The sequence below is a fragment of the Nocardia salmonicida NBRC 13393 genome (genome assembly GCF_001613085.1).
Taxonomy (GTDB): Bacteria; Actinomycetota; Actinomycetes; order Mycobacteriales; family Mycobacteriaceae; genus Nocardia; species Nocardia salmonicida.
The window spans coordinates 429,315-453,606 of sequence record NZ_BDBR01000002.1 but is presented as its reverse complement, the minus strand read 5'-3'; the positions used below and the strand labels follow the sequence as shown (position 1 = coordinate 453,606).

Sequence of the window (24,292 nt, the reverse complement as noted above, 5' to 3'; positions counted from 1 at the left end):
GACAGCGAGTCGGCGCAACCCATGTCGACGCGCGCCGGTGGTCAGGAACTTCCCCGGTTCGCCCCGCCGAACCAGACCGGCAGGTGGGCGAGCAGGTCCTGTTGGTCGTCCCCGATCCACGCCACATGCCCGTCCGGGCGAAGCAGTACCGCGGGGGCGTCGAGTTCTTCGCTGACATCGATGATGTGGTCGACGCGGTCTGCCCATCCCCGCACCGACAGGCGCCCGGTCTGGTCGAGCAGCAGCCCGCGGGCCGTGTGCATCTGTGCGTAGAGGCGACCGCGTTTCAAGGCGATGTCGCGCAGTCGCCGACCGAGCAGGGGATCGCCCTCGCCGAAGTCGTAGCGGATGCCGATGGCGATGATCTTCTCGGTGAGATAGCGACTCACATCGTCGAAGTCCATCAGTTGCGACACCAGCCTGCGCACCGCCTGCGGACCCGGGTCCAGCGACATCAGCTCCATCTGGGCGCGGGTGTTGTCGAGCACGTCGGCGGCCACCGGGTGACGTTCGGTCTCGTAGGTGTCGAGCAGGCCCGGTGGCGCCCATCCGTTGATCTGCGCGGCCAGTTTCCAGCCGAGGTTGAACGCGTCCTGGACGCCGAGGTTGAGGCCCTGTCCACCGGCGGGCGGGTGGATGTGGGCCGCGTCGCCTGCCAGCAGCACGCGGCCGACGCGGTAGTGCTCGGCCTGACGGGTGCCGTCGCCGAACCGCGACAGCCACCGTGGTGAATGCACCCCGAAGTCGGTACCGGCGGTGGCAATGAGCTGCTGTGTGAATTCGTCGAAGGTGGGTGCGGCCGTACGGTCCTCGGCGACGCCGTCCGCGGGGACGACCACGCGGTAGACCCCGCCGCCCAGCGGCATCGCGCCGAAACGCAACTGGGTCTTGCGGACTTCGGCCATCACCTCGGTGATCGTTTCCGGTGACGCGGTCAGTTCCATTTCGCCGAGCAGTGTCTCGACCCGGCTCGGCTCACCGGGAAACGCGACGCCGAGCAGCCTGCGCACGGTGCTGCGACCGCCGTCGCAACCGACGAGGTAGCGCGCCCGCAGCTGTGTGCCGTCGGCCAGTTCGACCGTGACCGCGTCGTCGTGCTGACCGAGGCCGACCACTTCGGTTCCACGCCGTATCTCGACCCCGAGCTCGGTGGCGTGCTCGCTGAGCAGCTGGTCGGTGAGAGGTTGTGGGATGCCGAGCACGAACGGGTGAGCGGTGTCGAGTCGTTCGGGTGCGGGTTTGGGGATGCCGGCGAAGAAGCCGCCGACGGGATGCTTGCGCCCGAGCGCGAGAAACCGGTCGAGCAGGCCGCGCTGGTCCATGATTTCGATACTGCGCGCGTGCAGACCGAGCGAACGAACGATCTTCGTCGGCTCGGCATCCTTTTCCAGCAGCACCACACGCACCCCGTGCAGCCTCAACTCGGCGGCCAGCATCATGCCGGTCGGTCCACCGCCTGCCACGATCACGTCGATCATCGAATACTCCCCTTCGACCAGATTTCCGCAGGTTGCGGGCTCGCCGAGAGATTGTGCAGCACGACCGGGGCCTTGCCGCAAGCCCCGGGGTGCGCTATAGATTAGAGGTGGCAAGGAGTGGTTTTCCCTCCTTGCCATTGCCATGCTCGCAACTCTCACCGATGGCGTGCCGGTACTGTGAAGCCGGTTCGGGCAAGGTGAAGGAGTCGGTCGGCGGTGCGTGGTTTCGGGGATCTCGAGGCAGTGCTGATGGATCGGCTGTGGGATCGCGATGTGGACACGACCACGGTGCGCGAACTGTTCGACGAACTCGCGACCGAGCGCGACATCGCCTACACCACCGTGATGTCGACCATGGACAATCTGCACCGCAAAGGCTGGCTGGCCAGGGAGCGTGAGGGGCGCGCGTACCGGTACTGGCCGACGGTGACCCGCGAGGAATACAGCGCCCGGCTGATGCACGAAGCGCTCGGTGTCGGCGGGCGGTCCGACCTGGTTCTCAACTTCTTCGTCGATCGGATCAGCGAGGACGAGTTCGCGGGATTGCGCGCGGCCTTGCGCCGCGTCGCCACCCGCCGCAGCGAGGCGAGCTAGCCCGACCGTGTCGGAGTGATCTGATGGGCAGGTCCAACGGGATCGGTCACGGGGACGGGGACGCATGCTGAGTGTCGGATGGGATCAGGTGTTGGCCTGGCGGCTGGGTCGTCAGTTCGTCGCGGCACCGACCGGGGGCTCCGCGGAGGATGTCGCGGCCAGGTTGGCCGGGGTGCAGGCGCAGGTGGCGTCGGCGGCGGAAACGGCTGTCGCAGTACGAAGTTCGGACGCCCGCGCACTCGGTGTCGGCGCGGCATCGGGCGCGGGCACGCTCATGAAGACCTGGGCGATGCGCGGCACGCTGCACGCGATGGTGCCCGAACAGGCAGCGGCGGCGCTGTCGCTGATCGGCTCGGCCCGCACGTGGGAGAAACCGTCGTGGCAGAAGACTTTCGGTGCGACCCTGAGCAGGTTGCCGCCCTGGTGGAGGTGGTGTCCGGTGTCCTGGCCGATCAGGTCCTGACCCGTGACGAACTGGTCGAGGCGGTGCTCGCCGAACCCGGCTTCGCCCATCTCGGCGAGCAGTTGCGGTCCGGGTGGGGTGCGGTGCTCAAGCCATTGGCCTGGCAGGGCGCGCTATGCCACGGTCCCGCCCGCGGCAGCAAGGTCACCTTCACCGCACCGGCCGCCCTGACTCCCGAATGGAAGGGCTTACCCGAACCCGAAAGTGCCGCACCGACGCTGATCAGCGCCTATCTCGGCGCGTACGGTCCCGCGACGCCGGAGGCGTTCGACGCGTGGCTCAGCCGCAACAGCGTGCGCAAGACCGTGGTGCGTGGCTGGTTCGCGGCCATGGGCGAGGTACTGACCGAAGTCGACGTCGAGGGTCGGACTGGTTGGATTCCGAGCGAGTTCGCCGACGATCTCGCCGCGGCGACCCTCGACGGCGGCGTCCATCTGCTCGGCCCGTTCGACCAGTACGTGTTGGGGCCCGGTACCGGCGACACCGTGCTCCTGCCTGCCGAGCACCGGTCGAAGGTGAGCAGGACGGCGGGCTGGATCTCCCCGCTGGTGCTGCTGGACGGCCGGATCGCGGGCACCTGGGAACAGGTCGACGACGAAGTCGTGGTGTCGCTGTTCGACGGTCGCAAAATCCCGAAGCGCACGCTGTCCGCGGCGGTGAAGCGGTTCGCCGAGGCGACCGGCGCACGCGGGCTCGGCCTGCGCGTGGGCTGAGATTTCGGATACTCCGGACGCCGAACCAAGCGCTTGCTACGGTGGCTCGATGATCCCCACGATCGTCTGGGGCACGGGAAATGTCGGCCGCGCGGCCATCCGTGCCGTGGCTGCCCATCCGGCGCTCGTTCTCACCGGGGTGCTCGTGCACAACCCCGACAAGGTCGGCCGAGACGCGGGCACGCTCGCGGGCCTCGACACCGAATTGGGGGTGGCCGCCAGTGACGACATCGACGCGCTCCTCGCGACCGGTCCGCGGGCGGTGGTGTACGCGGCTTCCGGAGAGATCCGGCCCGATGAGGCGCTCGCCGACATCGTGCGAGCCATCCGCGTCGGGGCTGTCGTCGTCACCCCCGCGCTCTACGCCCTCTACGACCCGCGCAACGCACCGGCCGAAATGCGCGAACCGGTGCTGGAAGCCATTGCCGCGGGCGGTGGTTCACTGTTCGTCTCCGGCGTGGATCCCGGCTGGGGCAACGATGTGCTGCCACTGTTGATCAGCGGGCTCGCCGCCACCATCGATGTGGTGCGTTGCCAGGAGATCTTCGACTACTCCACCTACGACCAACCCGACTCGGTGCGCTATCTCGTCGGCATGGGACAGCCGATGGACTACCAACCGCCGATGCTCATGGCGAGCGTACCGACGATGGTGTGGGGCGGCCAGATTCGGCTGATGGCCAGGGCATTGGGTGTCGAACTCGACGAGATCCGCGAAACCGTCGACCGGCGCGCCCTCGACGAGACGGTGCAGACCACCCGGATGGGAGCCTTCGACGCAGGCACACAGGGCGCGGTGCGGTTCGAGGTGCAGGGCATCATCGACGGTCAGGCGCGCATCGTGATCGAGCACGTCACCCGCATTCATCCCAGCTGCGCACCGGACTGGCCGACACCACCCGACGGTGACGGCGCCCACCGGGTGATCATCGAGGGCTCGCCGCGCATCGAGGTCAGCGTGGAAGCGACCGACGAGGGCGGCAATCGCGCGGCGGGCGGAAACGCCACGGCGGTAGGACGTTTGGTCAATGCCATCGACTGGTTGGACGAGGCGCCGCCCGGTCTCTATGACGCACTCGATGTGCCGCTGCGTGCCGCGGTCGGCAAACTCGGAAGGACACCACGATGATCATCGACATTCCAGAGGGCAAAGATCCCATCGGTTACGTGTGGGGCGAGATGGTGCCCGGCATCGGCGTCGCCGCGGCGGCGTTCTCGCTGTCGGTCTATGAGCACTCCACTCTCGGCCTGCGTGAGTTCGAAGCGGCCCGGCTGCGGATCGCCCAGATCAACGGGTGTCTGTTCTGTCAGGACTGGCGCACCGAACGCGACGGCCAGAAGGTCGAGGCGGAATTCCCCGAGGCGGTCACGCACTGGCGTGACACCGATCAGTTCGACGAACGCACCCGGCTGGCCGCCGAATACGCCGAGCGCTACGCCACCGACCATCACGGCCTCGACGATGAATTCTGGGTCAGGATGTTCGCCGAGTACTCCCAGGCCGAAGTGGTGGAGCTGAGCATGAGCATCGGTTCCTGGCTGGCGTTCGGACGCCTCAATCGCGTCCTCGGGCTGGACACCGTGTGCGTGCTGCCCGGGCACTGACCGCCGCCTGCGCCAGACATCGAACCCCGTTCCCACCGGCTGTGTGCCAGACGCTGAGCAACACTGTCGCACCGATCCCGGTTAAGCTGCGGGCCGTGGTGGAACCTGCGCGACAGCAGCTCATCGATACGGTGGCCTGGGTGCTGATCGAGAACGGTCGCATCCTATGCGCCCGTCCACGCGGCAAGGACGTGTTCTTCATTCCCGGCGGCAAACGCGAAGGCGCCGAGACCGACCTGCAGACCCTGGTCCGTGAGGTCGCCGAGGAACTGACCGTCGAACTCACGCCGGACAGCGCCGTTCACGTCGGCACCTACGAGGCCGCGGTCGCCGACGGGCACGACACTGTGGTCCGGATGGCGTGCTACACCGCCGACTACCGCGGGGTGCTCACGGCCAGCAGTGAAATCGAGGCGCTGGCCTGGTTCGGGTTCGGCGACCGCGATCTGGTCCCCCCGGTCGACCAGTTGCTGTTCGACGACCTAGCAGCGGCCGGGTCGCTGCGGTGATCGGCGCGGTGGCACGGTCGGCGTTCTATGAACTGCTGGCACTGCCACTGGCATTCACGCGGGTACGGACCCGGCTGCGGGTGCCGCGCCTGCTCCTGCGCGAACCGGTCGGCGCCCACCATGTTTCGCTGGGACGCTGCCTGATCCACTCGGTGCTGTCGGGGGGACTCGGGCTACTCGGCTGGTTCCTCGCGATGCTCAGCGCGCTGGTTCTGGTGCGCGGTCTGGCTTATCCGCTGGTCGCCGCCGATGGGTACGAGAACTCCTGGGGCGGGCCCACCCTGGCGGGGGCGTGGGCGGTGCACGCGGCGCTGGGCGTGCTGATCGCGCCGGTGTTCGTCGGCTCGATCGCCCTGTTCGGCCGGTTGCAGCTGCGGGTGATCCGGACTGTTCTGGGCGGTGACCGCTCGTGGTGGGCGATTCCGCTCGTGGTGGTACTCGCGGCGGCGGGCGGGCTGTTCTTCGTGGCGTGGGTGCATCAGATCTGAGGGTGGCAGCGCCTCACCGAGAGTTCTGTCCGGGAATCCGTACACCCGCGGCACGCAGTTTCGTTTCGACGAGCGTGGACATCCGAGCCGCGGTCGATTCCGGCTCTTCACCGTGGTGCCGGATCAATTTGTAGCGTGTCGCGGCCTCGGTGCCGGCTTGTAGCCCGGTCACGATCTCGAGGTGATCGGGGTTGGCGAGATAGTGCTCGGCCACCTCGGTGGCGAGGTCCTCGATCCTGGGGTCGTCGGGCTCCCAGCCCATCGCCTCGGAAGCGCGCCGATACACGGCGAGGAACTCGGGGTCTTCGATGGCGTTCTCGATATTGGCCAGGTAGTCGTCGAAGCCTTCCGGAACGAGAGCTCTGGCCAGCACCCAGCCCTCGCGGGCGGCGGCGATGTCTGCCTGGCTGATGCCGAGTTCAGGCAGGCGGGCGAGCAGCGCCACCGCGCGGTCGGGCAGCAGCGTTCGGTCGCCGTCGGCGAGGCGGTGCAGGGTGTCGCGGCGGACGATCAACTCCTCGATCCGTTCGGTGAGGCGCCGCTCGACGTCGGCCAGCTCGGTGGCGAACGATGCCGCGTCGGCGTCGAGCAGGGCTCCGATCTCGGCCAGCGGTACTCCGGCGCCGGCCAGGGTTCTGACCTGCACCAGGCGCAGCAGCGCGGCCGAGCCGTACCGGCGGTAGCCGGAGCTGTCGCGCGCTGGTTCTTCGAGCAGACCGTTCTTCTCGTAGTGCCGCACCGTCTTGATCGTGACGCCGGCGAATACCGCGGCCTGGCCGATCGTGACGCCGTTGTTCATCTGCTCAGTCCGCCCTGCTCGGGGTAGTCCTACTGAGAAAGTTGACCTTGATGCGAGGGCGAGGTCAAGTCCTCGGCGCCGAACACCTCGTCGACCAGCCGTTGCGTGGCAGCCTGGAACACCGTGGACAGCGACAGGTCGGCGTCGTCGACATAGTTCAGCGCCGCGGTCATGGTTTTGGCGCCGTCGGGCGTGCTGTACATCAGTGCCGCGTGACCACCCGTGGCCGCCGTTGTGGGTGATGAGGGTGCCGGTCGCGGTCTTCTGCACGAACACCCCCAGGCCGTAGCAGACCTTGGTTTCGGGCGTGAGCATCTCGGCCAGCAGCGGGGCGGGCAGCAGCTTGCCGCTCAGCAGGGCGGATATGAAGGCATGCAGATCCTTGCTGGTGGAGATCATGTCGCCGCCGCTGGAGATCCAGGAGGGGTTCTGCACGCTGACATCGACGGTCTTCTCCACACCGGCGTCGTCGTAGCGGTAGTAGGCGTGGGCGTGCGGTCCGCCGATCTCGGTGGACGTCTCCGGCACCACGGTGTCCGACAGTCCGAGCGGACCCAGGATCAGTCGCTGCATCTCCTCGGCGAGTGGGTGGCCGGTGACCGCCTCGATGAGCAGCTTGGCCAGCACGTAGTTGGTGTTGGCGTAGCTCCAGTCGGTGCCCGGTTCGAATCGGGCAGGCTGGGCCAGGGCCAGCCGCACCAGTTCTTCGGCCTCGTGGGTCTGGAAGCGGTTGTCCACCCATTCTTTGCCACCCCAGGCGACGACGCCCGGCGCGGTCGTCCCGTCCTCGTAGACCTCGCCGGTGAAGTTGAAGATCCCGCTGGTGTGCTGCAACAGCATCCTCACCGTGATGCGCGGGTCCAGTGTGAACCGGGGCAGGTAGTCGACGGTGGGGGGTGTCCAGGGCGATCTTGTTCTCGGCCACCAGCTGCAGGACCACGGTCGCGACGAAGGTCTTGGTGTTGCTGCCGATCCGGACGCGCCCGTTGATCGGCGGGGTCGCGGGCTCGCCCAGCACGCTGCGCCCGGCGCTGCCGACCCACTCGCCGAGCTCGTCGTCGACCCGCAGTTGCAGGCCGACGAAACCGGTGTCGACGATCTCCTCGATGGTCTGCTGGAGATTCGGATAAGCCTGTGCTGCAACAGTTGTGGTGGCGTTCGCTGCGGTGTTCGAGTTCGAAGTCATGAGATGAGCCTCCACCTTGACCCAAGGTCAACCGCGAGAGTGATCCGGGTCACTCGGCATGCCCGGATCCGGTTTCGGCTAGCCGAGCGTGTCGGCGATGACGGCGAGGGCGCGGTCCTCGGTCATGCGCCAATGGGTTGCATCCACGGGATGGTTGTCGACGGAGCCGGTCACTGCCTGGTCCCACGACGACGCACCGGCGGTCCCGGTCGGATCGTCCTGGGCTGCGGTGAAATAGGTGATCGTGCCGTCGAACCGGCGGGGATGATAGGCGGCGTCGAGGGTGAGCGAGGTGATCGCCGCGTCGACGATTCGGTCGATGCGGGCGGGGTCGAGGGGTGTCTGCGGGGCGGTGCGTTCGAACAGGGTCCGGGCGAGTTGGTGCAGGTCGACGGGTTCGGTGAGGTCCACCTCGTCGGCGCCGACGAACCCGCCGAGCAGATCGGCAGCGGTCGCGGGGGTGGCGACGGCCGTCGACGCCGACGACAGGGTGCTGTCCAGCATGGCCAGCACCGCGACGTCTTCGCCGTCTTCCTGTAGCTGCACCGCCATGGCGTGGGCGATGACGCCACCGAGGGACCAGCCGAGCAGGTGGTACGGGCCTTCGGGTTGCACCGCGCGGATTTCCTTGAGGTAGAGCAGAGCCCATTCCTCGATCGAATCCGGGAGGGGCTCGACCGAACTCAACGCCGGTGATTGGAGTCCGTAGAGCGGACGGTCGAGGTGGGCGGCGAGGCCGCTGAAGGACCAGGCGATGCCGCTGATGGGGTGGACACAGAACAGCGGCTCGCCGGTGCCCTCGGTACGCAGAGGCAGCAGGACGTCGAAGGCGGCGTCGGTGCCCGCGCTGTCGGCGCCCTCGGCGCGCAACGCCGCCACGATGCCCGCCGGGGTGGGCGTGGTGAAGATCCAGGTGATGGGAACGGTCGCGGCTGTCGCGGCGCCGAGCTGGGTGGACAGGCGGGTGGCGCTCAGGGACGTGCCGCCGAGTTCGAAGAAGTGGTCGTCCATGCCGACGCGGTCCAGGCACAGGATGTCGGCGAAAATGTCGCAGACCGTGTGTTCAACGGCTGTGTCCGGGGCGCGGTAGGTGCGGGTGGCGAGTTCGGGGGCGGGCAGGGCGGCGCGGTCCAGTTTGCCGATGGTGGTCAGGGGGATGTCGTCGAGGACCATGATCGTGGTGGGAACCATGTGGGTGGGCAGCGACTGGGTTGCCCACCGCACGAGGCTGTCCACGTGAACCTCGCGACCGTGCGCGGCGACCACGTAGGACACCAATACTGTTGCCCCGGCCTGGTTCTCGCGACCGACGGTGACGGTGGCGCCGACGTCGGGGTGCGAGCCCAGGACGGCGTCGATTTCCTCGAGTTCGATGCGGAAGCCGCGGATCTTGAGCTGGAAGTCGGTGCGGCCTCGGTATTCGAGTTCGCCGTGTCGGTTCCATGCGGCGAGGTCGCCGGTGCGGTACAGGCGGGTGCCCGCCTGGAACGGGTTGGCGACGAAGCGTTCGGCGGTGAGGTCGGGGCGGGCCAGGTAACCGGTGGCCAGCTGGGCGCCTGCCAGGTACAGCTCGCCCGGCACACCGACCGGGACCGGGCGTAGTCGTGCGTCCAGGACGTAGACCTGGCTGTTCCAGACCGGTCTGCCGATCGGGACGGTGGTCGTGTCGGCGGCGCGCACCCGGTGGCTGGTGATCGAGACCGCGGCCTCGGTGGGGCCGTAGACGTTGAACAGCGCGATATTCGGTGCCACGGTGGCGAATCGGCGAGTCAGTGCGACCGGGAGGGTTTCGCCGATGGCCAGGACACGGCGCAGCGACGGCGCGAGCGTGTCGCTGAGCAGGGTGTCGAGCATCGACGGAACGACGTGCAGGGTCGTCACTTCTTCGCGTCGCATCAGCTCGGCGAGGTAGGTCGGGTCCCGGTGACCATCGGGTGCGGCGAGAACCAGTCGACCGCCGCAGACCGGCGCGGACCAGAACTCCCAGACCGACAAGTCGAACGTGGCGGCTGTCTTCAACAGAACGCTGTCCTGGGCGGTGAGCCCGAATTCGGTGGTCTTCCACCGCAACTGGTTGACGATCGCGGAGTGGGAGACGGCCACACCCTTCGGACGACCCGTCGAACCCGAGGTGAAGATCACGTAGGCGGTATTCGCGGCGCGCAAGGGGGCGCGGCGGTCGCGGTCGGTGATCGGGGCGGGGCTGTGAGGTGCCAGGTCCAACTGCTCGACGCACAGCACGGAGGTTCCCGGCGAGTCCGTCGCGGCAAGCCACGTGCCCGTGCTGGTGAGGGTCAGCAGTGGCGACGCGGTGTCCAGGATGTGCCGGGTGCGGGCCGGTGGTTGGTCGGGATCGATAGGGACATACGCGCCGCCTGCCGTGCTGACCGCGTACATCGCGACGACCAGGTCGACCGATCGGCGCATCGCCAGCGCCACGCGGGTTTCCGGGCCGACGCCTGCCGCGATGAGATAGCGCGCCAGGCGGTTCACTCGCGCGTCGAGGTCGGCGTAGGTCAGGCGCACATCGTCGGCCACGAGGGCTTCGGCATCCGGTGTCGAGGACACGGTCGCATCGAGCATCGAGACCAGGGTGGTGCTCGGGTCTGCTGGCCGGGCGGTGTGATTCCAGGTGTCGAGGAGCCTGCCTCGTTCGTCGGGGGCGAGCAGGTCGAAGGTGTGCAGCGGTGCGCCGGGGTCGGTGACCACCGCGGTGATGAGACGGGTGAGCCGGGTCAGGAATCCGGCTACCGTGGCCGCGTCGAACAGGTCGGTGGCGTAGGTGCAGTAGCCGCTGATGCCGGCGGGCGAACCCTCGGCGGTGTAGCGGTCGGCCAGGATCAGGTGCAGGTCGAACTGGGACAGCGCACGGTCGAGCTCCACCGACGACACGCTCATCCCGGGCAGGTCCATCCGCACCTCGGCCAGGTTCTGGAACGACAGACCGACCTGGAACAGCGGGTGGCGGGCGGTGGAACGGGTCGGGTTGAGAACTTCCACGAGCCGCTCGAACGGGATGTCGGCGTTGGCGAAGGCGGCCAGGTCGGTGTCGCGTTGGCGGGTCAGCTGTTCGGCGAAGCTCGCATCGGCGTCGACTCGGGTGCGGAACACCAGGGTGTTGACGAACATGCCGATCAGGTCGTCGAGGACGGCGTCGCCGCGACCTGCGACGGGGGTTCCGATGGCGATGTCGGTGGTGCCCGACAGCTCGGCGAGTACCACCGCCAGCGCGGTGTGCACGGCCATGAACAGGGTCGCGCCGTGGGTGCGTGACAGTTCGGCCAGGGCGGCGTGGGTGGCGGTGTCGACGGTGAAGGGGACGCGGCCGCCCGCATAGGACTGGATCGCGGGTCGTGGCCGGTCGCGGGGTAGGTCGAGCTGGTCGGGCAGCTCTGCCAGGGCTTGCTGCCAGTAGGCGAGCTGGGCAGCCGACATCGAGGTGGGGTCGGTTTCGTCGCCGAGCAGGGTTTGCTGCCAGACCGCGTAGTCCGCGTACTGCACGGGCAGCGGTGCCAAGGCGGGGACCTTTCCTTCGGCGCGTGCGGTGTAAGCGGTGACGAGGTCGCGGGTGAGGGGTCCGCCGGAGAAGCCGTCACCGGCGATGTGGTGCACCGCCATGGCCAGGACATAGTCATCGGGGCCCAGTTCGAACAGGGTGGCGCGCAACGGGACCTCGGTGGTGACATCGAAGACCGTGGACACCAGTGCTGTCACCGTCGCGTCGTCGCCCTGCGTGGTGACCTGCAGGCGTGGCACGTCCGGGTGGTCGATCGGCAGCACGATCTGTGCCGGGGCGAGGTCGACGGTCGGGTAGACCGTGCGCAGGATCTCGTGGCGTGCGACCAGATCGGTGAAAGCCTGCCGCATCGCGGTGGTGTCGAGCGCGCCGGTCAGGCGGAGCACGACCGGAATGTTGTAGGCGGCGGTTCCGGTGTCGAAACGGTTGAGGAACCACATGCGCTGCTGGGCGGGCGAGAGCGGGATGTGGTCCGGCCGTGGGCGCGCGGCCAAGGCGGGGCGGTGGGCCGCGCGGGTCAATCCGGCGATCTCACGGGCACATTCGGCGACGGTGGGTGCGGCGAACAGCACGCGCACCGGCACCCGGATGTCGACCGCCGCACCGAGCCGTGCGGTCAGGCGGGTGGCGAGCAGGGAGTTGCCGCCCAGGTCGAAGAAGTTGTCGTCGGCGCCGACGCGTTCGGCACCGAGCACCTCGGCGAACACCTCCGCGACCGTCCGTTCCAGCCCGGTCGCGGGCTCGCGGTAGGCCCGAGTCGCGAATTCCGGTGCGGGAAGGGCGTTCCGGTCGATCTTTCCGGCGGCAGACAGCGGGATACGGTCCAAGATGACGACCGCCGCCGGGACCATGTGCGCGGGCAGCATCGATGACGACCACCGTGTAATGGCGCCGGGATCGATGTCGCGGCCCGTCACGTACGAGACCAGCGCGGTCTCACCGGCGGGGTTCTCGGTGCCGATGGTGAGGGCGAAACTCAGCTGGGGGTGCCGCAGCAGGACGGAGTCGATCTCGCCGGGCTCGATGCGGAAGCCGCGGATCTTGATCTGGAAGTCGGTGCGGCCCAGGTATTCCAGCTCGTAGGTGTCGCCGTGCACCCAGCGCACGAGATCGCCGGTGCGGTACATGCGTTCGCCGGGTCCGGCCCACGGGCAGGCGACGAAACGGTCGGCGGTGGCGGCCGCGCGGCCACGGTAGCCGCGTGCGAGTGCGGGACCCGCCAGGTACAGCTCACCGGTGGCGCCCACCGGTACCGGGTGCAGGCGGGCATCGAGGACAACGGCACGCATGCCCGGAACGGGGCGACCGATCGTGACGCGATCCCCCGCGCGCAATGCCGAGTAGGTCGCGCCGATGGTCGCTTCGGTGGGGCCGTAGCCGTTGAGGAAGCTGCGGCCCGGTTGCCAGCTCGCCAGCAGTTCGGGGGCGGTGGCTTCACCGCCTGCCGACACGCACTGCAGATCGGGCAGTGCTGCCGGGTCCAGGGTGCTCAGCAGGGCGGGGGTGATGATCGTGTGCGTCACCTGTTGGGCGCGCAGCAGATCGTCGAGGTCGGTGCCGCCGAGGGTGTCCGGTGGTGCGATGACCAGGGTGGCGCCGTGATGGAACGCGGTACCGAGTTCCTCGATCGACTGGTCGAAGCTGGGCGAGCACACGTGCAGCATGCGGTGGTCGTGGCGCAGGCGCATCAGGGCCGCCGAGTGTGCGAGGAGAGCGCCCACTCCGGCGTGGGTGACCGAGACGCCCTTGGGTGTGCCGGTGGAGCCGGAGGTGTAGATCACGTAGGCGATGTTGTCGCGGCGCAGGGGTGCTCGGCGGTCGCGATCACGCACCGGGGTCGACGAACAGGCGGCGATACGGGCCTGGGTGGTCGGCTCGTCGAGGATCAACCAGCGCAGGGATTCGGGGAGTTTGTTGGCCTTGGCCGCGACAGTGAGGCCGATGGTCGCGCCGGAGTCGTCGAGCATGTGGCGGACCCGGTCGTCGGGGTAGTTTGGGTCGACCGGCAGATATACCCCACCGGCTTTGGCGATGGCCCAGAAGGCCAGGATCGACTCGTAGGAGCGCGGGACGGCCGAGGCGACGACTGTTTCCGGGCCGATTCCCTCGGCGACGAGGACGCGGGCCAGGCGTGAGGAGTCGGCGTCGAGGGTGCCGTAGGTGTAGGCGTTCGCGTTCTCGCGCACCGCGATTCGATGCTGGCCGAAGCCGGTGCCGCGCACGAGCAACTCGGGCAGGGTGCCGGTCGTCGAGGGGAGTGTGCCGTCGCCGAGGTGGGTCAGGAAGGTGTATTCGGCGTGGTCGGACAGCGGTAGGTCACCCGCCGGGGTCCGCGGCCGGTCGGCGACTGCGGTGAGCAGCCGGACCAGACGGCGGACGAAGGTGTCGGCCTCGTGGTCGTCGAAAAGGGTTCGGGCGAAGGATATTTCGATCACCGTGCTCGACTCGCCCTCGATCACCGTCACGGTCAGTTCGCCGGCTGTCGGGGCGTCTTCCTCCGGTGCCGCAGCGTCGGCGGACCGTACTTGCAGGCACACCTGTCCCAGAGAACGGGGCTCGACGCCGATCAGGTTCGCGAAGTCCGCGAGTGGGATTCCGGCATGAGCCAGCGCCTGGGACTCGGTGTTGTGTGCTTGGGTAAGCAGGTCGAGGAACGGTGCGGTGGGATCGATCGTGTTGCGTAGCAACAGATCAGGAGTGCCGGTTCTGATCACGATGTCGTCGGAAGCCGTCAGTCGTGCGAGAAGCACGGCTACGGCTGTGCGGACCAGCGTCTGCCGGCTCACATTCGCGGTGTCGGCGAGGCGGCCGAGGTCTCGGTGCACCGACGCCGGGACTGCGAATCGGGTGCGGCCAGGTTCGGTGGCCCCATGGTTGACCGATTGCCCGCTGCGCGAGTGTTCGGTGGGCAGGACCAGTCGGGCAGGCGGATCCGCCAGGGTCTGGCGCCAGTAGCGGGATCGGGTGATCGGGTCGGTCGGGTCGGCGGCGAGCTGTTCGGCGATGCGGACCGCAGGCGTGGTGGGGGTGGCGATGAGTTGGTCGATAGCCGAGTGGAGGCGGTCGGTCACGGCTCGAGCCGCCGCATCGGAGACGAGATCGCGGCGGTACTTGATCTGCACCTGGGTGCGAGCGCCCAGGAAGACCAGCACCGTGATCGGGTAATGGGTGTGGTCGGCGCCCTGCAGGTCGTCGATGCTCAGGTTGTCGAGTGCGCCGCCTGCCTGTTGCAGTCCTTCGACATCGACGGGGTAGGACTCGAACGCGAGCATGGTGTCGAACAGCTCGCCCAGCCCCGCGACCCGCTGGATCGCACCGAGACCGAGATGATGGTGATCGAGCACGGAGGCCTGCTCGGCCTGGACGGCGCGGATCAGGTCACCGGCGTTGTTGGCCGGATCGATCCGCACGCGCACCGGAACCGCGTCGACGAACAGCCCGATCATGTCGCCGACGCCGTCGAGCTGTGGCGGGCGCCCGGAAACGGTCGCGCCGAACACAACATCGTCGCGTGCGGTACTCGCGGCGACGACCAGGCCCCACGCCGTTTGGAACACGGTGTTCGCGGTGACCTCGGCGGCCGCGGCGAACGTGGTCAGTTCCGCTGTGCGCGCGGCGTCGAGTTCGAACTCGCACAGCCCGTAGCCGGTCCCGGTCGCGGGCGGCCAGGTCAGCTCGGGGGCGATCATGGTCGTGCGCACCCCATCGAGGACCTCCGACCACGCGCGCTCAGCGGCGGTGCGGTCCTGACGGGTGAGCCACTCGAGGTAGTCGCGGTAGGGGCGCACCGGCGGGAGCGGGGTCGCGTCGCCGTGGGTGGCGTAGAGGACGAGCAGTTCCTTCATCAGCAACGGCATCGACCAGCCGTCGAGGAGGATGTGATGGCCCGTCAGGACGAGGTGGCTGCGCCCGGAACCGGTGATGTACACCGTGAATCGCAGCAGGGGCGCGATCGTCGGGTCGAAACCGGCCTGCTGATCGGCGGCGAGCAAGGCGGGCAGCTCGGCGTCGGCGGCTTCGACGATCCGAAACGGTGCTTCCACGGCATCGGCGACGAGCTGGACCGGGGTCCCGTCGGGTGCGGTGACGAAGGCCGATCGGAGGTTGGCGTGCCGGTGCAAGACGGTCGCGGCCGCGTGGCGGAGCCGGTCGGTGTCGAGTTCGCCGCTCAGTTCGGCCATGAGCTGGATGACATAGGCGTGAACCGACTCGTCGAGCATGTCGCCCAGGGCCAGCAGCGAGTGCTGCAACGGCGACAGCGGCAACACATCCGACAGGCCCGGATGGGTTCGGCGCCAGGTGTCGAGGTCGGTTTGCGAGACCTGGACCAGTGCGACGTCGGACGGGGTCAGCCCGCCCGCGGACGGATGCAGGGTGTGGTCGGCCAGGGCGGTGAGCCAGCTCGTCCAGTCCTGCGCCAGTTCCTCGACCTCGGCCTCGGTCAGGATGCCGGTGGCGTAGCGGAAGTTCGCCTGCAGTCGCAGACCGGTGTCGGTGGTGACGGCGATCGCGTTGATGTCGAGGACGGTGTGCGCGGGCAGGGTGGGGTCGTAGTCGACCTCGATCTCGCCGAGATCGGCGGTGGGCAGCCACGCGACATCATCGGTGGGCAGGGCGCCGGTGGTCGCGCGGCCCAGGTAGTTGAAGCCGATCTGACCGATGTTTCCGGACACCAGGTTTCGGGTTTCCGGTGCACTACGCAGCAGGCCGAAACCGATGCCGTTGTCGGGCACAGCCAGAAGCTGTTCCTTGACGGTGCGCACCGTCGCCGCGAGGGCTTCGTCGTCGAAGGTCGCGGGTGTGATGGCGCGCAGATCGAGGGCGACGGGGTAGACGGTGGTGAACCAGCCGACGGTGCGGGTCAGGTCCGCACCGGGGACGGCGTCCTCCTGGCGGCCGTGGCCTTCGAGTCTCAGTCGCAGAGTGGCGGAGTCGATGCCGCGACGCGCACGCCAGACCCGCACCGCCAGGGCCAGCGCGGCGAGCAGGGCGTGATCGGCGCCTGCCCGGTATTGCGCGGGCAGGGTCGTGAGCAGGGGTTCGGTGATCTCGGCGGGGATCTGCACGGTGATCGACCGCATCGTTGCCTCGGTGTCGAGGCCGCTGTCGAGCGCGCGGGCGCCGAGCAGCGGGTCGGGGGTGGCCAGGACCTGCTGCCAGTGGTCGAGTTCGGCGGTGCGATCGGCGGTGGCCAGGCCGTGCGCCCAGCGGCGGAACGAGGTCGCGACCGGCGGTAGCGCGATGTGTTGACCCGCCTCGTGCTGGGCCCACGCCAGGACGAGGTCGGGCAGCAGGATGCGCCAGGAGACGCCGTCGATCACGTAGTGGTGGGCGGCGACCGCGAGCACATCGCGAGCGCCGTGGCGGCGAATCCAGGTGAAGGCGATCATGCGCGCGGCAGCGGGATCCAGTGCCGAGAGCGCTGAGTCCATGGCGGCGCTGCCGATTCGGGTCAGCTCATCCGGTGCGGTCGCAGTCTGTGGGGCGTCGATCTCGGTGATCAGCGAGTCCACATCGATGGTGTGGGGCGCCAGGACCTCCCACCGCCACTCGTCGCCGTCTCGCCGCAGCCGGGAACGCAGCATGTCGTGGTGGCGCAGGACCGTGGCGATGGTGGCCTTCAGGCCGGCACGGTCGATGTTGTCCGGTAGGGCCAGGACCATGGTTTGGGCGAAGCGGTCACTCGAACCGGTGGTCAGGAAGTCGGCCAGTACCGGTGTCAATGCGACATCGCCGATGCCGCCGCCGGGCAGTTCGGCCAGCACGGGCGCGTTCGGGCTGTCGAGGGCGGCGATAGCGGACAGTTTTGCCACGGTGCGGTGTTCGAACACGTCACGGGTGGTGAAGACGATGCCTGCCGCGCGGGCCAGGGAGACCAGCTGGATCGACAAAATGCTGTCGCCGCCGATCGCGAAGAACGAGTCGTGCACGCCGACCTGCGGCACCCCTAGGACGCGGGTGAACAGCTCGGCCAGCAGGGTTTGAATCGCGCCCGTCGGCGCTGCGGCGGGCTCTGTCGCGGTGGCCGGTTCGGGGAGGGCGTTGCGGTCGAGTTTGCCGTTGGAGGTCAGGGGCAGCGTGTCGAGGACCACGATCGCCGACGGCACCGCGTGCGCGGCCAGACGGTCTGCGGCGTACTCGGCGAGTGTGTGAGGGTCGGCCGAATGACCTTGTGCCGCAAGCACGTAGGACACCAGCGTCGTCGAACCGGAGGGGGTCCGACGTCCCACGGTGACCGCGAATTCGACGCTGGGATGGCTGACGAGCACGGCATCGATCTCACCCGGTTCGATCCGGAAACCACGCACCTTCAACTGGGTGTCCGCGCGGCCGAGGTAGTCGATGTCGCCGGTGTCGCGGCGGCGCACCAGATCGCCCGTGCGGTACATGCGGGTGCCGGGCGCACCCCACGGGTCGGGGACGAAGCGGGCCGAGGTCGTCGTCGGCTGATTGCGGTAGCCGCGGGCCAACGCCGCACCGGTCAGATAGAGCTCACCGGTGACGCCCGGCGCAACCGGATGCAGGCGGGCGTCCAGGATCATCGCGTGCGTGCCCTGCACGGGGCTGCCGATCGAGATGGGTTGTCCGGCCGTGAGTTCGGCGTAGGAGGAGATGATCGTGGTCTCGGTGGGGCCGTAGCCGTTGAGGTAGCGGCGACCGGGCTGCCATTTCGCGAGCAGTTCCGGGGTGGTCACATCACCGCCGACAGACAACGATTCCAGTGCGTCCAGACCGGCCGGGTCGAGGGTGCCGAGGACCGCGGGGGTGATGATGGCGTGGGTGACGGACTCGGTGGCCAGCAGGTCCGCGAGTTCGACGCCACCGGCGATGTCGGACGGTACGACGACCAGCGTCGCTCCCGTGGCGAAGGCGCACAGCCATTCCAGGACGGAAGGGTCGAACCAGGGGGCGCAGATGTGCAGGAAGCGGTGGTCGGACTCGAGGTGGTAGCGGCGGACGGCTTCATCGACCAAGGGAGCCAGCCCGGCGTGGGTCACGGTGACGCCCTTGGGCAGACCCGTGGAACCGGAGGTGTAGATGATGTACGCGGGGTGGTCGACACGCAGCGGTGCGAGTCGGTCGGCGTCGGTGATCGGCGTCGTCGGATGCGTGGCGCCGGCTCGGTCGAGTTCGTCGAGCGTCAGCCAGGTCAGGTCGTCGGGCAGGTCCTCGAGGTGCGCGGCGGCGGTGATGCCGAGCTTCGCACCCGAGTCTTCGACCAGGTGTCGGAGCCGCTGGGCGGGATTGCGGGGGTCCATCGGTACATAGGCGCCACCTGCCCTAGCGACGGCGAGTGCGGCGGCGACCATCTCGAAAGAGCGTGGAAGGGCAACGGCGACAGCGACTTCGGGGCCGACATCATGGGCGATCAGCGCACGGGCCAGTCGTGCGGTCTGCTCGGCCAGCTCGCCGTAGGTGATCGAGCGGTCCCGGTACCGGACGGCGACCCGATCTGGACCGTGGGTCGATCCGCGCGAGACCAGGTCGGGGAACAGCCCGGTGGCGGTTTCGGGATCGGCGTCCCGCGCGGTCAGCGCCGCGTGCTCCTCCGCGGCGAGCAGCGTGAGGTCACCGACGGGGGTATGGGGGTGCTCGATCGCCGCTGCCAGCAGGAGGATCAGTCGTTGCGCGAGAACCGCGACTGTCGACTGGTCGAAGAGAGCGCTGGCGTAGAGGAATTCGGCGGTGATGGGGTCTTCGTCAGCGGCCGGGTGGTGCGCAGAGTTCAGGGACAGCACGAGATCCCGCGCGACCGTGTCCACCTCCGGGGATTCGTCCGATACCAGCATCACCCGTACGAGAGGCTGCTCGTCAGGTTTGTGGTCCAGCGGCGGCCTGTTTCGCGTGAATGCCCGCCGGGCCACCGTGGTCGCCTCGGCCAGTAGTTCGTCGACAACGGTGTTGCCGCGCACCGGTAGTCGTAACAGCAGGTGGAGGGTGTCGATCGCGATGTCCTCGGTGCCGGACAGTCGGGCGAGGAGCACCGCGAAGACCGTGTGCACGAGGCTGAACACCGTCGTGTCGCGGGACTCGGCGAAGTCTCGCATGCGCCGATGGAGATCGGCGGGGATCTCGAAGCAGACGCGCGCGTCTGCCACGACGGACGTTGCCGGCCGGGCGCGGTCGGTGGGGAGGTTCAGGTCCTGCGGGAGGTCGGTGAGGACCGAACGCCAGTAGGTCGACTCCGCGATCGGGTCGTCGAGTCGATCCAGGGTGTCCAGGAGTTCGGCGGTGGTGTGTTCCGGCGTTCGGACGAAAGCGTCGAGGGTGGCACGCAAGCGGTGCGCGAGAGCTTCGGCGATGCCGCTGTCGATCACGTCCAGGCGGTACTGCACACCGACGCGGATTCCGTCACCGACCTCGACACCGACCGCCACCGGGTAGTGGGTCGCGTTGGCCGCTGTCACATCGACGATCTCGAGGCCGTCGATGGAGCTGTGCGCGCGCCGCATTCCCTCGGTGTCGACGGGGTAGGACTCGTAGGCCATCAGTGTGTCGAACAGCTCGCCCGTGCCTGCGGCGCGCTGGATCTCGGCGAGGCCGAGGTGATGTCCGTCGAGTAGGGCGATTTGTGCGGACTGCAGCTGCGACAACATGTTTCGCAGTGGCTGGTCGGGGTCGATGTCGACTCGAACGGGGATGGTGTTCGCGAAGAGTCCGACCATGCCGTCGACACCGTCCAACTGCGGCGGGCGGCCCGAGACCACCGCGCCGAACACGACATCGTCGCGGCCGACCGCACCGGCCAGCACCACACCCCACGCTGCCTGGAACAGGGTGTTGACCGTGACGTCGTTGGCTGCGGCACAGACCGCCAATTCCTCTGCCTCGGCCGGTGACAGCTCGACGGTGCACATCCCGTGCCCCTCGGTCGGCGCGGTCGGCGCGGAGATCGCTGTGGTGAGCAGGCTCGGCCGGTGTCCGGACAGCGCCTCGCGCCAATTCCGCAACGCGGCGGACCGATCCTGGTCTGCGAGCCACGCGAGGTAGTCACGGTAAGGACGCACGCGCGGGAGCACGGTGGGCGCGCCGTCGGTGGCATAGCAGAGGAGCAGTTCCTGCATCAGCAACGGCATCGACCAGCCGTCGACCAGCAGGTGATGCGCGGTCAACACCAAATGCATGCCGTCGGCGCGCCGATACAGCGTGAACCGCAGCAGCGGCGCCGCGGAGAGGTCGAACCCGATCCGCGCTTCGGCGGCCAAGAACTCCTCGGCCTCGGCACGGTCGGTGTCGACGATCTGCCACGGCACCGTGACACCTTCGGCGACGAAACCGACCGGCGTACCCGCCGCCGACGAGCCGAAGGCTGTGCGCAGAATCGCGTGACGGTCGAGGACCGCTTGGGCCGCTCGGCGCAGACGGTCGGTGTCGACCTCGCCCGCCAACTCCACAGCCAGCTGGACCAGATACGGGTCGGCCGGAGACACCTGCGCGAGGAACATCAAACCGAGCTGCAAAGGCGCCAACGGCAGCACATCGGTCAGCTGCGGACGTTCGCGATGCCAGGTATCGAGTTCTGCCTGGGTGACCTGGACCAGCGGCACGTCGGCGGGGGACAGGCCACCCGCTGCCGGATCGCGCAGGTGTTCGGCGAGGATCGACAACGCCGCGGTCCAGCAGTCGGCCAGTTCTCGCACCGACGCCTCATCGATGATCTCGGAGGCGTAGGAGAACGACGCGCGCAGTTGCAAGCCGGTGTCTGTACCGGTGGCGAGGGCGTTGATGTCGATAACGGCGGCCGCGGGCAGCTCGGAGTCTTGTTCGGCGACGGGCTCGCCCCAGTCGGCGGTGGGTAGCCAGCTGTGGCCGGTTGCGGCGACATCGCCCGCGGAAAGACGTCCCAGGTAGTTGAAGCCGACCTGGCCCAGGGAGCCCTCGAGGTGGGCCACCGATTCCGGGTCCAGGTGACGGAGCATCCCGAAACCGATGCCCTTGTGCGGTACCGCGCGAAGCTGTTCCTTGATCGCCTTGACCACGGCGGCCGTGGCATCGCCACCGTGCCACGCGGCGTCGTTGTCGACCGCGCTCAGATCCAGCGCGACCGGATACATGCTGGTGAACCAGCCGACCGTGCGCGTCAGATCGGCACCGTCGACCGCGGATTGCTCGCGGCCGTGGCCTTCCAGACGGACTCGTGTGGAAGGCGCGTCGACGCCACGTCGGGCCCGCCACGTGCGTACGGCCATGGCCAAGGCGGCGAGCAAGCCGTCCTCGGCGCCCGCGCGGTACATGGTCGGTAGGTCGGTCAGGACCGCCTGGGTGATGTCGGTGGGCACCTCGACGCTGATGGTCCGCACCGTCGACGCGGTATCGACAGGCCCGAGCGGACGATCGCCCAGCAGCGGGTCGGACACCGACATCGTCTGCTGCCAGTGGTCGAGTTCCTCGCGCTTGCTTGCCGCCACGTCGGTCAGGCCGTGCGCCCAGCGGCGAAACGATGTGCCGACCGGAGGCAAGACGACCCGTTGACCGGACTGGGCCCACGCGGCGACCAAGTCCGACAACAGGATTCGCCACGACACACCGTCGATCACCGCGTGGTTCGCCGCGACGACCAGCCCGTCCGGGCTGTCCTCACGAGCCAGCCAAGCGAAGCCGATCATCCGGTACGCCTGCGGATCCAGCGACGCGAGCACGGAATCCATCGCGGTGTCGGCGATTGCGTCGAGCTCGTCGGTGCCTGCCGGGACATCGACGCGAATGAGTAGCTCGTTCACATCCACCGCGCCCGGCGGCAGCGCGTGCAGCTCCCACTTCCCGTCGACCTGACGCAGACCCGCCCGCAGCATGTCGTGGTGATCGATCACCGCCGTGAGCGTGTCCACCAGGGCATTTCGATCGATCCCGGCAGGCAGGGCAAGGACCATCTGCTGGGTGAACCGGCCGAACACACGTCCCCCGGCCAGCGCGGCGGCCAGCACCGGCGTCAACGGCATCTCGCCCACGCCACCACCGGGGAGTTCGGCCAAGGTGGGCGCGGATTCGGCACCCAGCACCGCCACCCGCGCCAACCCGGCGACGGTCCGGTGCTCGAACACCGCCTGCGGAGTGAACGAGATGCCGGCATTGCGTGCTCGCGACACGAGCTGGATCGACAGAATGCTGTCACCACCGGCGGCGAAGAACGAATCCTCGGCACCGATCTGCTCCAGGCCGAGGATCTGGGTGAACAGCTCGGCGATGGCGGTCTCGACCGGACCTTCGGGCGCGCGTGAACCGACCGCACCGAAAACCGGTGTGGGCAGCGCATTTCGGTCGAGTTTGCCGTTGGGGGTCAGCGGGATCTCATCGAGGATCATCAGGACGGTCGGCACCATGTGACCGGGCAGCGACGTGCCGACGAAACGGGCCACTTCCTCGGTGTCGATCGAAATACCTTGCCGGGGCAGCACATACGACACCAACACCGTGGCGCCCGAGTCGGCCTTCACACCGAGGGTGACCGCGTACTCGATGTCGGGATGGGCGGTGAGGGCGGCGTCGATCTCACCGAGCTCGACGCGGAAGCCACGGATCTTCACCTGGAAGTCGGAGCGGCCGAGATACTCGAAATCACCGTCGGCGGTACGTCGAACCAGGTCTCCGGTTCGGTACATACGGGAACCGGAGAAGGGTGAGGCGACGAAGCGTTCGGCGGTGAGAGCGGGCCTGCCCTGATAACTCTGGGCCAGGGCGGGGCCGGACAGATACAGCTCACCCGCCACGCCCGCGGGGACCGGGCGCAGACGCGAGTCCAGCACGGTCGCGCCAAGGCCAGGGAAAGCCGAACCGATCGTGATCGGCTGCTCGGGGGCAAGCTCGGTGGTGCCGGTGGCGAGGATGGTGGCCTCGGTCGGGCCGTAGCCGTTGAAGAAGGCGCGGCCGACAGCCCAGCGGTCGACGAGGGTCGGGCCGAACGCGTCGCCCGCGACGACTACCACCCGCAGGGCGTCGAGGTCGTGCGCGTCGACAGATTCCAATGCCGCCGGGGTGATCAGCATGTGGGTCACCCGCTCACGGCGCAGCAGCTCGGCGAGCTCGGGACCACCGAAGACCGACGGAGGTGAAATCACCAGCGTGGCACCGGAATTGAACGCCACCAGCAGCTCGAGCACGGAGACGTCGAAGTTCGGTGAGCACACGTGCAGGACACGGTCGCCGGCGTCGACCGAATAGCGTTCCCTGGCCGCCGCGACCAGCGCGCCGAGACCGGTGTGGGTGACGACGACGCCCTTGGGTCGGCCCGTCGAGCCCGAGGTGTAGATGACATAGGCCGGGTGCTGATCGGTCAGCGGGCGGACGCGATCGAGGTAGGAGATCGGGTGGGCGGGGTGCGCCGTGATGCGGTCGTGGTGGGCCGGGGCGTCGAGATCGAGCCAGTCGACGCAGTCGCCGAGCTTGTCCCGATACGCCGTGCAGGTGAGTCCGAAGATCGTGCCGGAGTCCTCGAGAAGGTAGGCGATCCGCTCCGCGGGCAGCGCCGGGTCGACGGGGACATACGCGGCACCGGTCTTGGCCACCGCCCACACCGCCGCCACCGATTCGATCGAACGGGTGAAACCGAGCGCGACGACATCGCCGGGGCCGATCCCGCGCTCGAGCAGATCCCTGGCCAGTCGTGACGAGTACTCGTCGAGTTGGGTGTAGGTGAGTTCGCGGCGTTCACCGTCGACGGGGGAGTACGACACGGCCACGGCATCACCCGCGGTGTCTACCGCGGCGGTCAGCAGCTGCGAGAAGAGAGGAGTACTCGACTTTCGAATGCCTCGCGGCGCACGGCGAGCTTCACGTCCAGAGGTGCGCGCTTCACGCATTCGGGTACAACATCCTTCATCTGTCCGGCCCACATCTCTGCGATGACCCACGAACCCTGTCGGATTCGGCCTACCGGGGCGGACCAGTGTCGAACAAGCAAGAAGGAGTCGATATCGGGGCGTTCGGCGACCATGACACCACA

The 24,292-nt window shown here is 68.5% G+C and carries 10 protein-coding genes and 1 pseudogene; 7 read left to right on the top strand and 4 right to left on the bottom strand.

Features of this window, described 5'->3' with window-relative positions:
* Positions 1 to 41: 41 nt before the first annotated feature.
* Entirely contained in the window at positions 42 to 1,478 is a 1,437-nt protein-coding gene (gene rox / locus NS1_RS02680; protein ID WP_062981178.1) for a rifampin monooxygenase, read from the bottom strand.
* Positions 1,479 to 1,694: 216 nt separating this feature from the next.
* Between rox and NS1_RS02675 the strand changes: the two genes are divergently transcribed.
* The 7 genes from NS1_RS02675 (at position 1,695) to NS1_RS02650 (ending at position 5,850) form a co-directional block, all read left to right on the top strand.
* Positions 1,695 to 2,072: a BlaI/MecI/CopY family transcriptional regulator gene (locus tag NS1_RS02675; protein WP_255284383.1), complete on the top strand. Its 378-nt coding sequence runs from the start codon at positions 1,695 to 1,697 to the stop codon at positions 2,070 to 2,072.
* Between the two features lie 64 nt (positions 2,073 to 2,136).
* Positions 2,137 to 2,535 (top strand): DNA glycosylase AlkZ-like family protein, encoded by a 399-nt coding sequence (locus tag NS1_RS41455; RefSeq protein WP_255284382.1) that lies wholly within the window; start codon positions 2,137 to 2,139, stop codon positions 2,533 to 2,535.
* Entirely contained in the window at positions 2,451 to 3,248 is a 798-nt protein-coding gene (locus NS1_RS02670; RefSeq protein WP_255284381.1) for a DNA glycosylase AlkZ-like family protein, read from the top strand. The genes NS1_RS41455 and NS1_RS02670 overlap by 85 nt, the downstream gene beginning before the upstream one ends.
* Before the next feature lie 49 nt (positions 3,249 to 3,297).
* Positions 3,298 to 4,377 carry an NAD(P)H-dependent amine dehydrogenase family protein gene (locus tag NS1_RS02665; protein WP_062981176.1) on the top strand — a complete coding sequence of 360 codons (1,080 nt, stop codon included), beginning with the start codon at positions 3,298 to 3,300 and terminating at the stop codon, positions 4,375 to 4,377.
* Entirely contained in the window at positions 4,374 to 4,853 is a 480-nt protein-coding gene (locus NS1_RS02660) for a carboxymuconolactone decarboxylase family protein (protein ID WP_056819847.1), read from the top strand. Before NS1_RS02665 ends, NS1_RS02660 begins: the two co-directional genes overlap by 4 nt.
* A gap of 95 nt (positions 4,854 to 4,948) precedes the next feature.
* On the top strand, positions 4,949 to 5,362 hold the full coding sequence (locus tag NS1_RS02655) for an NUDIX hydrolase (RefSeq protein ID WP_056820451.1): 414 nt from the start codon (positions 4,949 to 4,951) through the stop codon (positions 5,360 to 5,362).
* A gap of 8 nt (positions 5,363 to 5,370) precedes the next feature.
* Complete coding sequence (locus NS1_RS02650) at positions 5,371 to 5,850, top strand: hypothetical protein (RefSeq protein ID WP_255284380.1); 480 nt, start codon at positions 5,371 to 5,373, stop codon at positions 5,848 to 5,850.
* Positions 5,851 to 5,863: 13 nt separating this feature from the next.
* Here the strand turns inward: NS1_RS02650 and NS1_RS02645 are convergent, their stop codons facing one another.
* From NS1_RS02645 to NS1_RS02635, 3 genes and pseudogenes are all read right to left on the bottom strand, one after another.
* The gene (locus NS1_RS02645; protein WP_062981516.1) at positions 5,864 to 6,649 is read right to left on the bottom strand and encodes a MerR family transcriptional regulator; all 786 of its coding nucleotides are present in this window, start codon (positions 6,647 to 6,649) and stop codon (positions 5,864 to 5,866) included.
* 279 nt (positions 6,650 to 6,928) lie between these two features.
* Positions 6,929 to 7,835, bottom strand: a pseudogene (locus tag NS1_RS38795) (serine hydrolase domain-containing protein); the annotation flags it as partial.
* Between the two features lie 78 nt (positions 7,836 to 7,913).
* Positions 7,914 to 24,149, bottom strand: coding sequence for a non-ribosomal peptide synthetase (locus NS1_RS02635; protein ID WP_062981173.1), 16,236 nt, complete (start codon positions 24,147 to 24,149; stop codon positions 7,914 to 7,916).
* Positions 24,150 to 24,292: the final 143 nt, after the last annotated feature.